This window comes from Archangium sp. (assembly GCF_036388035.1).
In the GTDB taxonomy this organism is placed as follows: Bacteria; Myxococcota; Myxococcia; order Myxococcales; family Myxococcaceae; genus Archangium.
In genome coordinates this window covers 1-12,256 of record NZ_DASVSO010000056.1, presented here as the reverse complement: position 1 = coordinate 12,256, position 12,256 = coordinate 1, and the positions used below count along the sequence as shown (strand labels likewise).

General features: G+C 69.5%; 15 protein-coding genes. 7 read left to right on the top strand and 8 right to left on the bottom strand.

The genetic code is table 11. From position 1 onward, the window contains the following. Positions 1–32: 32 nt before the first annotated feature. Positions 33–434, bottom strand: coding sequence for a nuclear transport factor 2 family protein (locus VF697_RS02570; RefSeq protein WP_331091867.1), 402 nt, complete (start codon positions 432–434; stop codon positions 33–35). A 206-nt stretch (positions 435–640) separates the two neighbouring features. Here VF697_RS02570 and VF697_RS02565 point away from each other — a divergent pair, with 206 nt between their 5' ends. Further along, a complete protein-coding gene (locus tag VF697_RS02565) occupies positions 641–1,075 on the top strand; it encodes a hypothetical protein (RefSeq protein WP_331091866.1) in 435 nt (144 codons plus the stop codon). A gap of 36 nt (positions 1,076–1,111) precedes the next feature. Next, positions 1,112–2,401 carry a C4-dicarboxylate transporter DctA gene (dctA, locus tag VF697_RS02560; protein WP_331091865.1) on the top strand — a complete coding sequence of 430 codons (1,290 nt, stop codon included), beginning with the start codon at positions 1,112–1,114 and terminating at the stop codon, positions 2,399–2,401. Between the two features lie 10 nt (positions 2,402–2,411). Here the strand turns inward: dctA and VF697_RS02555 are convergent, their stop codons facing one another. Beyond that, entirely contained in the window at positions 2,412–3,578 is a 1,167-nt protein-coding gene (locus tag VF697_RS02555; RefSeq protein WP_331091864.1) for a hypothetical protein, read from the bottom strand. A gap of 124 nt (positions 3,579–3,702) precedes the next feature. On the opposite strand from VF697_RS02555, the gene corA reads away from it, so the two are divergent. Together corA and VF697_RS02545 are read left to right on the top strand one after the other, a co-directional pair. Further along, the gene (corA, locus tag VF697_RS02550; protein ID WP_331091863.1) at positions 3,703–4,647 is read left to right on the top strand and encodes a magnesium/cobalt transporter CorA; all 945 of its coding nucleotides are present in this window, start codon (positions 3,703–3,705) and stop codon (positions 4,645–4,647) included. A gap of 17 nt (positions 4,648–4,664) precedes the next feature. Continuing rightward, positions 4,665–5,450, top strand: a complete 786-nt coding sequence (locus VF697_RS02545; protein WP_331091868.1) for an alpha/beta fold hydrolase — start codon at positions 4,665–4,667, stop codon at positions 5,448–5,450. Between the two features lie 68 nt (positions 5,451–5,518). On the opposite strand, the gene VF697_RS02540 is transcribed toward VF697_RS02545, so the two are convergent. Then, positions 5,519–6,226 (bottom strand): FKBP-type peptidyl-prolyl cis-trans isomerase, encoded by a 708-nt coding sequence (locus VF697_RS02540; RefSeq protein WP_414641228.1) that lies wholly within the window; start codon positions 6,224–6,226, stop codon positions 5,519–5,521. A gap of 275 nt (positions 6,227–6,501) precedes the next feature. On the opposite strand from VF697_RS02540, the gene VF697_RS02535 reads away from it, so the two are divergent. Next, positions 6,502–7,050, top strand: coding sequence for a hypothetical protein (locus tag VF697_RS02535; protein WP_331091861.1), 549 nt, complete (start codon positions 6,502–6,504; stop codon positions 7,048–7,050). 13 nt (positions 7,051–7,063) lie between these two features. Here the strand turns inward: VF697_RS02535 and VF697_RS02530 are convergent, their stop codons facing one another. The 5 genes from VF697_RS02530 to VF697_RS02510 all read right to left on the bottom strand — a co-directional run bounded on the left by VF697_RS02530 (position 7,064) and on the right by VF697_RS02510 (position 10,428). After that, the gene (locus tag VF697_RS02530; protein WP_331091860.1) at positions 7,064–7,441 is read right to left on the bottom strand and encodes a hypothetical protein; all 378 of its coding nucleotides are present in this window, start codon (positions 7,439–7,441) and stop codon (positions 7,064–7,066) included. A 46-nt stretch (positions 7,442–7,487) separates the two neighbouring features. Next, complete coding sequence (locus VF697_RS02525) at positions 7,488–8,504, bottom strand: dipeptidase (protein ID WP_331091859.1); 1,017 nt, start codon at positions 8,502–8,504, stop codon at positions 7,488–7,490. 96 nt (positions 8,505–8,600) lie between these two features. Continuing rightward, on the bottom strand, positions 8,601–9,173 hold the full coding sequence (locus VF697_RS02520) for a hypothetical protein (RefSeq protein ID WP_331091858.1): 573 nt from the start codon (positions 9,171–9,173) through the stop codon (positions 8,601–8,603). 217 nt (positions 9,174–9,390) lie between these two features. Further along, positions 9,391–9,906, bottom strand: a complete 516-nt coding sequence (locus tag VF697_RS02515; protein ID WP_331091857.1) for a hypothetical protein — start codon at positions 9,904–9,906, stop codon at positions 9,391–9,393. 6 nt (positions 9,907–9,912) lie between these two features. Next, positions 9,913–10,428: a hypothetical protein gene (locus VF697_RS02510; protein WP_331091856.1), complete on the bottom strand. Its 516-nt coding sequence runs from the start codon at positions 10,426–10,428 to the stop codon at positions 9,913–9,915. A gap of 127 nt (positions 10,429–10,555) precedes the next feature. On the opposite strand from VF697_RS02510, the gene VF697_RS02505 reads away from it, so the two are divergent. Beyond that, positions 10,556–11,416, top strand: a complete 861-nt coding sequence (locus VF697_RS02505; RefSeq protein WP_331091855.1) for a L,D-transpeptidase family protein — start codon at positions 10,556–10,558, stop codon at positions 11,414–11,416. A gap of 6 nt (positions 11,417–11,422) precedes the next feature. Further along, complete coding sequence (locus VF697_RS02500) at positions 11,423–12,103, top strand: GNAT family N-acetyltransferase (protein WP_331091854.1); 681 nt, start codon at positions 11,423–11,425, stop codon at positions 12,101–12,103. The last annotated feature ends 153 nt before the right edge of the window (positions 12,104–12,256 follow it).

Sequence of the window (12,256 nt, the reverse complement as noted above, 5' to 3'; positions counted from 1 at the left end):
CGCCCACCACGATGAAGTCATGGGTCTTCATCTCAGGCCCCCTCTCCTCCCGCTCGCTCAGGCCCCGGCTTGAAGGCGGGATCGAACGGGCGGCTGTCGTGGAAGTTGGCCATGTAGACGATGCGTCCCTCCTGGATGAGGAAGTAGTTGGCGACCTCGGCCTGGATGGGCACACCCCGGGCGCTCACCGCCGTGATGTGGGACACCACGCTGGCCTGGTTGCCGTCGATGACGATGTACCGGGGCGTGTTCTGGAAGGACGCGTAGACGCGCTTCAGACCTCCCACGATGCCGCGCAGCGTCTCGATGCCCTCGATGTGGCCACCGAGCTGCTCATCCATGACGAGGTGCGCGTCGAAGAGTTCCAGCCAGGAGTCCCAATCCCCCGCGTTGACGGTTGCGTAATACCGCTCGACTACCTCTCGGACGTTCATGGGCACTTCCTCGTGATGGGGTTGAGCCCGACGTCTTTCGTCCGTCAGGCGTTGGAATAGACCCCGTGAGTGCGTGCCGTGATGAACCCGGGCCGGCGGAGAGCGGCGAAAGGAAGCAAGGGACCGAGCGGACGCGATGGCGCGCCCCATCACTCCCGCCCGCTCGCGGGTCTCTTCCGCAACGAGACACGACAAAGGAGGACCTGATGACCGTCGACCAGATTCGAGGATTCGCCGCGGCGTGGTACCTGGCCCTGGATCAGCACGCGCCGCTGGGGCACACCGCCAGCTTCCTGGCCGAGCGCGGCCTGCACATGCGCTTCCCGGACGGTGACATCCGGGACTTCGACAGCTTCAAGCGGTGGTACGAGCGCGTCACCCACCTCTTCTTCGACGAGAACCACTCCATCAACGACCTGGTGGTCACCTTCCACGAGGAGGAGGCGGAGGTGCGCATCGTCGTGGGGTGGCAGGCGAGCTGGTTCGAGCCGCCCGCCGCGAAGAGCAAGCGCGTGTCCCTGGACGCCACGCAGCTCTGGCGCGTGAGACCCTCGACCCGGAATGCCCACGGGCTGGAGATCGTCTCCTACGAGGCCATGGTCGAGCCCTTCCAGTACGCGCCCGGCTTCGCGCGCCTGTGATTGCCGGGTGCCCCGCGTGGGGTAGACTCACACCCCATGCGGCTCGGCTGGCTCAAGAATCTCTACGTGCAGGTGCTGGTGGCGGTGGTGTTCGGAGCACTGCTCGGACACTTCTGGCCCCAAGGCGGCGAAGCACTCAAACCGCTCGGTGACGGGTTCATCCGGCTCATCAAGATGCTGGTGGCGCCCGTGGTGTTCACCACGGTGGTGACGGGCATCGCCAAGATGGGAGACCTCAAGCGCGTGGGGCGCGTGGGGCTCAAGGCCTTCATCTACTTCGAGGTCGTCACCACGGGCGCGCTCCTGCTGGGCCTGCTGGTGGGCGAGCTGTTCCAGCCCGGCGCCGGCCTGAACGTGGACGTGTCCCGGCTGGATGCCAAGGCCATCGAGAGCTACACGAGCGCCAGCAAGTCGATGTCCACGGTGGACTTCCTGCTCGGCATCGTCCCCTCCTCCCTGGTGGACCCGTTCGCCAAGGGCGACATCCTGCAGATCCTCCTCGTGGCGCTGCTCACCAGCGTGGCGCTCTCGAAGATGGGGAAGGCGGGCGAGGGCATCCTGAAGGGCCTGGACAGCGTGGGCCACCTGCTCTTCGGCATGGTGGGCATCATCATGCGGCTGGCGCCCCTGGGCGCGCTGGGCGCCATCGCCTTCACCGTGGGCAAGTACGGCGTGGAGACGCTGCTGGGCCTGGGCCGGTTGATGGGCACCTTCTACGCCACCGCGTTCCTCTTCGTGGCGCTCGTGCTCGGGCCCATCGTGCGCTGGACGGGCGTGGGCCTGCTGCCGCTGCTGCGCTACCTGCGCGACGAGCTGCTGCTCGTACTGGGCACCTCCTCCTCCGAGTCCGCCCTGCCCCGCATGCTGGTGAAGCTCGAGGCGCTGGGGTGCCCCCAGAGCGTGGTGGGGCTCGTGGTGCCCATGGGCTACTCCTTCAACCTGGACGGCACCTCCATCTACCTCACGCTCGCCTCGCTCTTCGTGGCCCAGGCCACGGGAACCCACATCACCCTGGGCGAGGAGCTCGCGCTGCTCGCGGTGCTGCTGCTCACCTCCAAGGGCGCCGCGGCCGTCACGGGCGGAGGCTTCATCACGCTCGCGGCGACGCTGTCCGCCACCGGGAAGATCCCCGTGGCGGGGCTGGTGCTGCTGCTAGGCGTGGATCGCTTCATGTCCGAGGCGCGCGCCCTCACCAACCTCGTGGGCAACGCGGTGGCCACGCTGGTGGTGTCCAAGTGGGAGGGCGGGCTGGACGTGGAGAAGGCCCGCCAGGTGCTCGCCACCCCGCCTGCCCCCCTGGTGGTGGAGGCCCCGACGGCCCAGTAGGGCCGGCGCGTCACATGATGTCGAGCGCGCCCAGCAGGGACTGGAGCAGCTCGAGGGTGGAGCGCAGCTCGGGGCCGGTGAGTTGGGCGAGCGGCTGCTTGCGCGCCTTGCGCAGGAAGGCATCAAGTCGGGCGTCGCGCCCGTAGAGGGACTGGGCGCTGGCGGCCGCCTCGGCCAGGCTCCGTGCCGCCGCCGCCGGGTCCGAGCCCATCAGTCCCTGGGCCCGCTCCAGCCGGACCCCACAGCCCGCCCATACCTCGCGATCATGGGTGATGAGCACCTGGCGCTGGTTCACGTTGAAGAGCGAGCTCACGATGGAGTGCAACTCCTCCACCACGGCCAGCACGATCTGCTTGCTGGGATTGTCCTGGATGGCCAACTGCCCTATGCGGCCGCGCACCTCGATGACGTGCCGCTTGTCCTGGGCGCGCAGGTGCTTGTAGGCGGCGGTGCGGCCGAACGCGTCCAGCTCCGTTTGAAGCTGCTGCGCGTTCCACTGCACGTCCTCGGGCTCGGCCTCGCGCACCTGGGCCAGCCGCGCCTCCACGATGCGCGCCAGGTCCGCCACGATGGCCCGCACCATCACCGCCGCCTTCACCTCCGCCTCGTGGCCGGGCACCACCTGCTGCCGCGTCACCGGCCCGAAGGCACTGGCGGACTCGAAGACGAGGTTGCCAATCTGCTCGCGGAAGCGCGCGCGCAGCCGCTGGATCTCCGACAGCAGCATCCACCGGTCCGACACGACCGAGGGGTTGCGCATCACCTCGCCGAGCTGGGTGATGCCCTGGGCCAGTTGCTGCATCCATCCCTGGAGCAGCTCGGACGCGTCCTTGGCCCGCCGCGCCTCCACGGTGGCGGTCAGGGGGGCCCCGGCGGCACCCGCCACGCTCGACGCCTTCACCGCGAACTCCTCGCGGATGACGTTGAGGAGCACGTTGACGTCCATCACCGTGTCGCGGATGACGGGGGCCATCTCCTCCCAGAGCGACAGGTCCGGGCTGTCGTCCACGCTGGCGCTCTCGTACTTCAACAGATCGAGGTCGCTCAACCGGACGATGGCCTGTCCCGCGGCGGTGTACACGCGTCGCAGGCGCTCGGCGAAAGCGCGATCGGACAGGGATTGCAGGAGCTCTTCGAGCTTGGAGGAGAGGACGAGCGGAGAGGTATCGGCGGACACGGCCCCCCCACTCTAACGGGTCCGGCACGGCGCGTCGCGGATTTGGCCCACCGCAGCGTGTGGCGTTGAGCACTCGGCGCGGGTGCTCGACTTCAGGGTGGGTGCGATCTAAGCACGCGCGTGCATGATCCAGGTTCTTCTGCTGAATGAAGACAAGCTCCTGTCCGGTGGCGAGGAGCTGCTCGACCAACCCGGCCCCAAGTGGATCGACGTCCTCCACCCCACCGAGGAGGAGATGAAGCGGCTCGGGGAGCGCTACGGGCTGCACCGGCTGGCCATCGAGGACAGCCTGCACCTGGATCAGCGGCCCAAGCTGGAGGAGTACCCCAACCACCAGTTCATCGTGCTCCAGGGGTTCACCGCCCACGCCGAGGACGTGTGCGACCTGACGCTGCACGAGCACCACTTCTTCCTCGGGCCGGACTGGCTCATCACCGCCCATGAGCTGCCCTTCGAGGGCCTGGAGTCGGTGCGGCAGCGGGTGCGGAACGAGCCGCGGGTGACGATGGGGCGCGGGGTGGACTTCGTGCTGTACCAGCTGGCGGACGCGCTGGTGGACCGGAACTTCCCCATCCTCGACGACTTCAACGAGGAGCTGGAGGACCTGGAGTCGGACATCTTCGAGAACCCGAAGCAGGAGCACCTCCAGCGCATCTTCGCCATGAAGCGGGCGCTGGTGACGCTGCGGCGGGTGCTCTCGCCCCAGCGGGACGTGCTGGGCTTCCTGGCCCGGAGGGGCATCCCCAACGTGCAGGAGCGGACGGCCCTGTACTTCCGCGACGTGTATGACCATCTGGTGCGGCTGTACGAGCAGATCGACACGGGCCGCGACCTGTTGGGCAACGTGATGGACGGCTACCTGTCCATGGTGGCCAACCGGACGAACGACATCACCAAGCAGCTCACCATCATCTCCACCATCTTCCTGCCGCTGGCGTTCATCACGGGCTTCTTCGGACAGAACTTCGACGTGCTGTCCCAGCGGGGGTTCTTCTGGGTGATGCTGGCCTCGGTGTTCGGCCTGCCGGTCGCCATTTTGATCTGGATCAAGCGCAAGCAGTGGATCTGAAGTCCCTGGAGGAGCCCATGCCCACCCTCACCGTCGATGGCGTTCCCCTGCACTACCGCGACGAAGGCCGCGGACCGCCGGTGCTGCTGTTCCACGCGTACCCGCTGAACGGGGACGCCTACGCGAAGCAGGTGAAGGCCCTGTCGGGGCGCTACCGCTTCATCATCCCGGACGTCCGGGGCTTCGGGCGGAGCGGGCTGGGCAAGGAGAGCGCCACGGAGATGTCGCGCATCGCCCAGGACGCGCTGGCACTGCTGGACGCGCTGAACGTGGAGTCGGCGGTGGTGGGCGGGGTGTCCATGGGCGGGTACGCCGCCATGGCGCTGCTGCGAGAGGACGCGGGGCGCGTGCGGGGGCTGGTGCTGGTGGACACGCAGGCCACGGCGGACGACGAGGCGGGACGGGCGCGACGGGAGGCCTCGGCCCAGGAGGCACTGCGGGAGGGGCCCGAGTCCGCGGTGCGGGCGCTGCTGCCGAAGGTGGTGGCGGCGGGACCGGACTCGGAGGTGGGGCGCGAGGTGGCGGCGATGATGCGGACGGCGACTCCGGCGGGCCTCGCGGCGGCGCAGCGGGGCATGGCCCTGCGTCCGGACAGCAAGGACATCCTCGCGCGCTACGCCGGGCCCGCGCTGGTGCTGGTGGGCGAGAAGGATCCGGTGACGCCGCTGGAGAAGGCCCGGCAGATGGCGGACCTCATCACCGGGGCGCGGCTGGAGGTCATCCCCAACGCGGCCCACCTGCCCAACCAGGAGCAGCCGGAGCTGTTCAACGCGCAGCTCGACGGCTTCCTGTCGGGGCTGTGAGCGGCCCTTGCTCGGGGCCGGGGTGAGCGTGCCTGTCGCCCTCCCCCACCCCGGCTCACCTGGAACGGCTACTTCTTCTGCCCAGGCTCCGCGCGCGGGACGTCCGCGCCCTGGCCCCCGATGCCGAGCAGCTCGACCTCGAACACCAGGGTGGCATCGGGAGGAATCGCGGGAGGCGAGCCCGACTCACCGTAGGCCGTCTTGGAGGGGCACACGAGCTGGGCCTTGCCGCCCACCTTCAGCTTCTGCACGCCCTCGGTCCAGCAGGGGATGACGCCCGTGAGGGGGAACTCGATGGGCTGCCCGCGCTTGTAGGAGCTGTCGAACTCCATGCCGGTGGTGAGCGTGCCACGGTAGTGCACCTTCACCGTGTCGCTGGCCTTGGGGCTCGGGCCGGTGCCGGCCTTCAGCTCCTTGTAGAGGACGCCCGAGGGCAGCTTGACGACGCCCTTCTCCTTGCCCGCCTCCTCCAGGAACTTCTGGCCCACCTTCCCCTGCCGGGCCTTGGCGATCTCCTGCAGCTTGGGCCCGTACTTCTCCAGCTCCACCGCTGGCTTCATGTTGGTGAGGGAGTCCGTCATGCCCTTCTTGACGAGCTCGATCTCCGCCGGGCTCAGATCGAAGACCTTGATGCTCCGCCCGATCGACAGTCCGAGCGCGTAGAACGTCTTCTCATCCTCGGTCTTGAGCTGCGCCTGTCCCTGCGCCGCCTGCTGCGCCCGCGCCTGCAGCCCGGCGAGGCCGAGCAGTACTGCCGCCAACACTCCCAATCGCATGTCCATCCGCCTTTCTCTGTGGCGGCGGAAGGATAGGGCCATCCAACCCGTCGGGCGGGTCTTTTCGGGGCCTGGGTTCAGTCCTTCATCATCGATCTTGATGTGGCCCCCGGTCTGTTCTCTTGACTGGCCGCCCTGGTTCCAGCGGCCAGTCACCTGCTGCGCCGCCCGGTCCCCGGCCAGCCTTGGGTGCCGGGCCCCTCCGCGCCCCGGCCGGTGCACAGCGTTGGCATCGGGACGCTGAGTCCCCTCTCGAGACAAGGAGCTCCGTGGCCATGGAGACGAATGTCGAACTGCCCCGCGCGAACGATACCCGTGCGCTCGTCCCCTCTTCCGTGCAACGCGCCGCCCGCCGTGTCATCCACCGCGGCGGTGCCGAAGCGGGCTTTCCCAGCCAGCCCCTCTTCCGGGTGCTGCCGCTCGCGCGGCTCATCCCGCAGGACCTCCACAGCCTGGGTGACTACCTCGGTGCGATCGGGGTGGGCACGATGGCGGCGAGCAGCGGCACCTCGCGCGGCCGCTTCGCCGGCCTGATGCTCGCGCTGTCGGGCGTGGGTGTGTCGCTCTTCACCGACTACCGGCTGAGCCTCAAGAAGTGGGTGCCCATCGAGGTCCACGAGGCCATCGACTACGTGTGGAGCTTCACGACGATCGCCTCGCCGTGGCTGTTCGGCTACGCGAAGAAGGCGCCCGCGGTGGCCTTGGGCCAGGTGCTCGCGGGCGTGGGCTACATCGTCTTCTCCGCGCTGACGGACTACCGGGGTCAGGTCGGGGTGCGCTGGGGCAAGAACAAGAGCCTGACGACCGGGCCGGTAGGCGCCTAGAGCGCCCCACGACTCACGGCAGGCAGGAGACGCGTGTGCTGTCCATCGAGCACACGCGGCACTCCTTGACCCGCACCAGCAGGCCCATGCGGCACTCGAGGACGGCCTTGCCGTCGGCCGTGCACAGCCCGCGGCCCTCGGCGGACTGCGCGCACGCATCTCCCTCGAGGTTGCCACTCAGGTCGCAGTTGACGTTCTGGCCCTCGTCCGAGCACCCCGAGGGGCCCCTGCATGGGAGCGTGCGCCACTTCCGGTCGCGACACTCGAGGGCCGTCGTCTCGGAGAAGCAGGTGTAGCCACCGCCCTCGCAGGAGTCTCCGGCCTTGACGCCACAGGCCGGGAGCAGGAGGGAGCCGAGCAACACGGGGAGCAACACAAGAGAGCGATTCATCACGGCGTCCGACGATTCCAGGCGCCGCGAGCCCGGTCAACCCGTGTCACTCCCCGAGCGTCTCGCGGAAGTAACGCCGGAAGTTGCCGCCGAGGATGCGCTCCACGAGCGCCTCCGGGTGGCGGCGCAGCAGGGCCTCGGTGAGCTTGGGCAGGTCCGTCACGTCGCGGATGCCCTTGGGCAGGGCCACCATGCCGTCATAGTCCGAGCCAATGCCCACCCCCGCCTCCCCCATCACCTGGAGGGCATGCTCGACGTGCCGGACCACGTCGTCGATGGTGTCCCCGCCCAGGTAGACGGGGGCGAGGATGATGCCCACCACGCCTCCCCGGTCGGCGATGCGGCGCAGCACCTCATCGGAGAGATTGCGCCAGCCTCCGCCCGCCCCGCGTACCCCCGTGTGCGAGGAGAAGACGCGGGCGGTGGGGTGCGCCAGGATGTCCTCCAGCGTGCGCTCGGAGGCGTGGGCCACGTCCACGCTCATGCCCACGCGGACCATCTCCTCCAGCACCGCATGGCCCAGCGGCGACAGGGGCCGGTTGCCCATCAGCGGGAAGGAGGAGCCTCCCGCCTCGTTGTTGGACAGGTGGGTGAGGCCCATGAAGCGCACGCCCCGGTTGTGGAGCTCGGCCACGCGCTCCGCCCGACCCTCGATCGCATGGGCGCCCTCGATGCCGAGCACCGCCGACAGCCGCCCCTGGGCGAGGTTCTCCTCCAGCGCCCGTCCCGAGGTGGTGACGCGCACCTGCCCCTCGGAGCGGCGGCAGAAGTCCCCCAGGCGATCAACCTGCCAGAGGGCGCGCGACCACTCGCTGGCGCGGGCCTCGCGGGGCCAGCCACGCCAGACGGCGAAGGCCTCGAAGCCTCCGATGAAGGGGAAGCCGCGCGTGACGATGGTGAAGCACTGGAGCTTCATCCCCACCTCGCGCAGGCGGGGGAAGTCCACGTGTCCCTCGTCGGAGCGCACGCAGAGGTCCCGGTTCCACATCAACGAGTCCGCGTGGCTATCGGCAATGCACCAGCGCTGGTGGAGCTCGAGCACGTCGCTCGTCGTCAGTGACATGGGTGCAGTCTCGGGCCTCGGGCCTTTCACCACAATGCCGAAAGAGAAACGGCCCCCGCCCGAAGGCGGAGGCCGCTTCCATCCCTCTCGCGAGGGTTACTTCTTCTGCTTGCCCGGGTGCTGGGCGCTTTCCTTCTCCACCTCGATGCTCTTGAGGACCATCTTCCCGGCCGGGTCCATCATGTACGAGGCGCGCACCTCGTCGCCGGCCTTCAGGTCCGTGAGGGCCACCGGCTTGTCATCCCGCATCACCTGCACCTGCGCGTTCGTCTGGAAACGCAGGATCTGGTTGTTCTTGTCCGGGACAATCAGCGCGAGGCTGTTGCCCGACGCCGACTGGATGGTGCCCTCCACCTCCTCGGTCCTGGCATGGGTCATGCCGCTGCCGCCCGTGGCGTCGTCGTTCAGGTTGCTCTGGTCGTTGAGCTGCTCCCGGGACTGCTCCCGCTCCAGCTCGGCCAGCTCGCGCTGCTCCTCGCGCACGTCCTGCTGGGCCTCGGCCTGCTCCTTCGCCGCGTCGCGCTGGACTTCCGCCGTCGTCTGCGCCGCCTCGCGCTGGGCCTCGGCCACCTCCTGCCGCTGCTCCTGGACCGCTGCCTTCTTGTCCTGGCAGCCCGTCACCAGCCCCAGCCCCGTCACCGCCACCACCGCCATCATGAGCTTGCGCATGCCCCTCTCCTTTCAGTCCCGTTCATCACGACCCGGGGGAGAACCCCCCCCCCTCTCGTGTGGCGGGAAACTGAGCGCATGCCTCGCGGATGCACAGCGCTTGTCAGGAAGAAAAAGAGGACCAGGGGCCTCGACTCGAAAGAGGAGCGCCCGGATGCCCGCCTGCTTGAAATGGGCGGAATTCGCCGGATTTCCCGCGAGACCCCCGACCGTCGGCCTAGGAACCCCCGTCCAATGGCGCGCTCTGCTCACAGAAAGGCGCGCCCCCGGAGGCCCAGCGGTCGATGAGCGCTCGCTCGGCCTCGGTGGGCTGGGGGCTCGTCGTTGGCGGCGGCATGGTGCGGGAGACGACGGCACGCGCGTGGATGCGGGGCGCCAGCAGCTTCGCTCCCGCCACGTCCCCCACGGCCTCGTACACGTCGAGCCGGAAGTCCTTCCGGCCACTGCTGACCGTCGTCGCGTCGTGGCACGAGGACACACAGGTGGCGGCGAGGATGGGCTGGATGTCCTTGCACCAGGTGGGCACCGGCCCGGTGCTGGGGTTGGAGACGCCGGGCCCGTTGAGCACCTCGCAGGTGCGCCCCGCGCCCGGACGGGCGGCGACGCAGGTGTAGGGCTCGGGGCAGTCGGCCGCGGTGTCGCACGACTTGCCGGTGAAGTCGGGGGCCTCGATGGAGCAGCCGACGACCGCGGCGGCGCAGAGGCCCAGGAGGCTCAAGTGCAGGGGCTTCATGGGGCTTTACTGAGTACCACCGTCGGCACAGAGAGGTGTACCTCCCGCGACCCAACGGGAGAGGAGGTCACGCTCGGCCGCGGAGGGAGCGGGGTTGTTCGGGGGCGGCATCGTCGGCGGCTCCACGGCGGCGCGGGCCTTGATGCGGGCGGCCATGTCGCGGGCCCCGAGCACCCCATCCGACGGGGCGTAGGTGTCGAGCCGGAAGCTCGTCGGGCCGCTCCTGGAGGGGTCCGCGCCGTGGCACGAGGACACGCAGGTGGCGGCGAGGATGGGCTGGATGTCCTTGCACCAGGTGGGCACCGGCCCGGCGTCGGGCGTGCCCGCGTCGGTGTCCAGGGGGCGTGGCGGGTACAGCACCTCGCAGGAGCGCTGGCCCTCGGCGAGGGGGACGCAGCGGTAGGAAGCGGGGCACTCGGAGTCGTCCGAGCAGGAGTGCCCCGGCCCGGCGTTTTCGGAGATGAGGCAGCCGGAGACGGCCAGGGCGGAGATGAGCAGCAGGGATTTCAGAAGGACGTCCATGTGTAGGCCCCTCCCTCCAGACAGGGCGAGAACACTTGTAGACCCGGGTTCCGCTCCATGGGAAGCCGGACGCGGCGAAAGCCGCTAGGCTCGACAGACACCGCTCCCTTCTCCTTCGAGGTGCTCCATGCCCGCCAACTCCCCTGGATCCTCGCCGCCTCCCGCCGCCGCGCCCCCGACGGGTCCTCTTCGCAACGAGCGCTTCTCCAGTCAGCCGGACCTGGCGGAAGTGCTCGCCGGCAAGTCCACGCTCGGCTCCGGCTCGAAGGGGCCGGGCGTACGCGCCGTGCAGCAGGCCCTGGCCGACATGGGCTTCAGCCTGCACGGGGGCGCCGATGGGGCCTTCGGTGCGCAGTCGACCAAGACGGTCCGCAACTTCCAGGTGCATGCCCGCTCGGCCTTCCCCGAGGTGCAGCCCACCGGCAAGGTGGATGCCGCCACCCTTCGGGCCCTGGATGCGCTCGCCCCGGCACCGGGACAGCGGGGGCAGACCCAGCACCTCCCAGGGCCGCGCTACAAGAGCACCCCCGTGCGCGTCGTGGTGGTGAAGAACGAGCACCGCACCTTCCTCTTCAACTCCCAGGGCCAGCTCCAGGCCATCTTCGGCAACGCGGTGGGCACTCGCCACACCCCGACGGACTCGGGCCTCAAGAAGGTGACGGGCAAGCTCAACGAAGCGCAGTCCCACGCCCTGGGCAAGAAGCTGTGGGGCGGCCCCGTCTTCGGGCCTCGCATCATCGACCTCTCGTGGGCGGATGGCTCCCGCTCGGGCGAGGAGCTCCATGGCACCAACGCCCCCGCCCAGCTCGGCGAGGATGTCTCGCACGGCTGCGTCCGCCACGATGATACCGCCATCCTCGCCCTCTACGACGCCCTGCGCGTGGGCGACATGGTGGCCATCGTCGACAGCGTCAACGACCCGCACCTGAGCGCTCCGCCCTCGACTCCGACGCCCGACCTCTCGGGCGCGGTGGCTTCACGCGAGTAGGCAGCCATGGACCTGACCCGGGAGCTGCTCCACGCCCTGCCGGACCTGCCCCGGTGGGTGGAGCTACGCAGCCATCTGCTGGAGGGGACGGCCACCGTGGAGGGTGAACCCTCCGCGTGTGTGGTGCGAGGAGATGACGGCGCCGGTAGCCCCCAGCTCTTCGTCGTGGGCAAGCCACCGGCGGACCTGCTCACCCGCATGCTGTCGCAATCGCCCGCGGAGCTGCTGGTGCCACCGGAGTCGCACGAGCATGTGGCCGCCATCCTGGGCCGCCGTGGCCTTCGCGCGGACCTCCTCACCCTCCGACAGCCCCTCCCACGGCAGGCGCCGCCGGAGACGCGCATCATCTCCTCCCTCGCGGATGCGCCCGCCTTCCCTCCCGAGTTGGAGGAAGAGCTGCGCGCCGCGCTCAGGCGCGTGCCCCTGGCCGTGGCACTGGAGGCGGAGCAGGCGGTGGCCTTCTGTTACCCCGGGTCCATCAGCGAGTCGCTGTGGGACGTGTCGATCGACACCCTCGCCGGCTTCCGTCGCCGGGGACACGCGATGCGCGCGGTGCGGGCCATGATGATGCTCATGGCTGGACGCGGGCGGGTGCCCATCTGGGGTGCCTCCGAGGACAACCCGGCGTCCTCGCACCTGGCGCATAAGCTCGGGTTCCAGGAGGCGGACGAGCTCTACCTCTTCTGACGCCTTGTCGCGGCAGCGGGCCTCAGAAGTGGAACGTGAGGCTGGCCTTCTCGGCCGCGGGCTCGGGGAGGAGCTCCAGGACGAGCCCGTAGGCCAGCGTCAGCCCCGCCACCCCGTCGAGCACGTTGGCGGTGGCGGCGTGGGTGCGGGCCC

Bases quoted from the DNA above. Each gene is read 5' to 3' on its own strand.
- VF697_RS02535 (WP_331091861.1), top strand. From the start codon at position 6,502: ATGGAGACGAATGTCGAACTGCCCCGCGCGAACGATACCCGTGCGCTC.
- VF697_RS02570 (WP_331091867.1), bottom strand. From the start codon at position 434: ATGAACGTCCGAGAGGTAGTCGAGCGGTATTACGCAACCGTCAACGCG.
- corA (WP_331091863.1), top strand. From the start codon at position 3,703: ATGATCCAGGTTCTTCTGCTGAATGAAGACAAGCTCCTGTCCGGTGGC.
- VF697_RS02520 (WP_331091858.1), bottom strand. From the start codon at position 9,173: ATGCGCAAGCTCATGATGGCGGTGGTGGCGGTGACGGGGCTGGGGCTG.
- VF697_RS02510 (WP_331091856.1), bottom strand. From the start codon at position 10,428: ATGGACGTCCTTCTGAAATCCCTGCTGCTCATCTCCGCCCTGGCCGTC.
- VF697_RS02505 (WP_331091855.1), top strand. From the start codon at position 10,556: ATGCCCGCCAACTCCCCTGGATCCTCGCCGCCTCCCGCCGCCGCGCCC.
- VF697_RS02515 (WP_331091857.1), bottom strand. From the start codon at position 9,906: ATGAAGCCCCTGCACTTGAGCCTCCTGGGCCTCTGCGCCGCCGCGGTC.
- VF697_RS02545 (WP_331091868.1), top strand. From the start codon at position 4,665: ATGCCCACCCTCACCGTCGATGGCGTTCCCCTGCACTACCGCGACGAA.
- dctA (WP_331091865.1), top strand. From the start codon at position 1,112: ATGCGGCTCGGCTGGCTCAAGAATCTCTACGTGCAGGTGCTGGTGGCG.
- VF697_RS02525 (WP_331091859.1), bottom strand. From the start codon at position 8,504: ATGTCACTGACGACGAGCGACGTGCTCGAGCTCCACCAGCGCTGGTGC.
- VF697_RS02565 (WP_331091866.1), top strand. From the start codon at position 641: ATGACCGTCGACCAGATTCGAGGATTCGCCGCGGCGTGGTACCTGGCC.
- VF697_RS02530 (WP_331091860.1), bottom strand. From the start codon at position 7,441: ATGAATCGCTCTCTTGTGTTGCTCCCCGTGTTGCTCGGCTCCCTCCTG.
- VF697_RS02500 (WP_331091854.1), top strand. From the start codon at position 11,423: ATGGACCTGACCCGGGAGCTGCTCCACGCCCTGCCGGACCTGCCCCGG.
- VF697_RS02540 (WP_414641228.1), bottom strand. From the start codon at position 6,226: ATGCGATTGGGAGTGTTGGCGGCAGTACTGCTCGGCCTCGCCGGGCTG.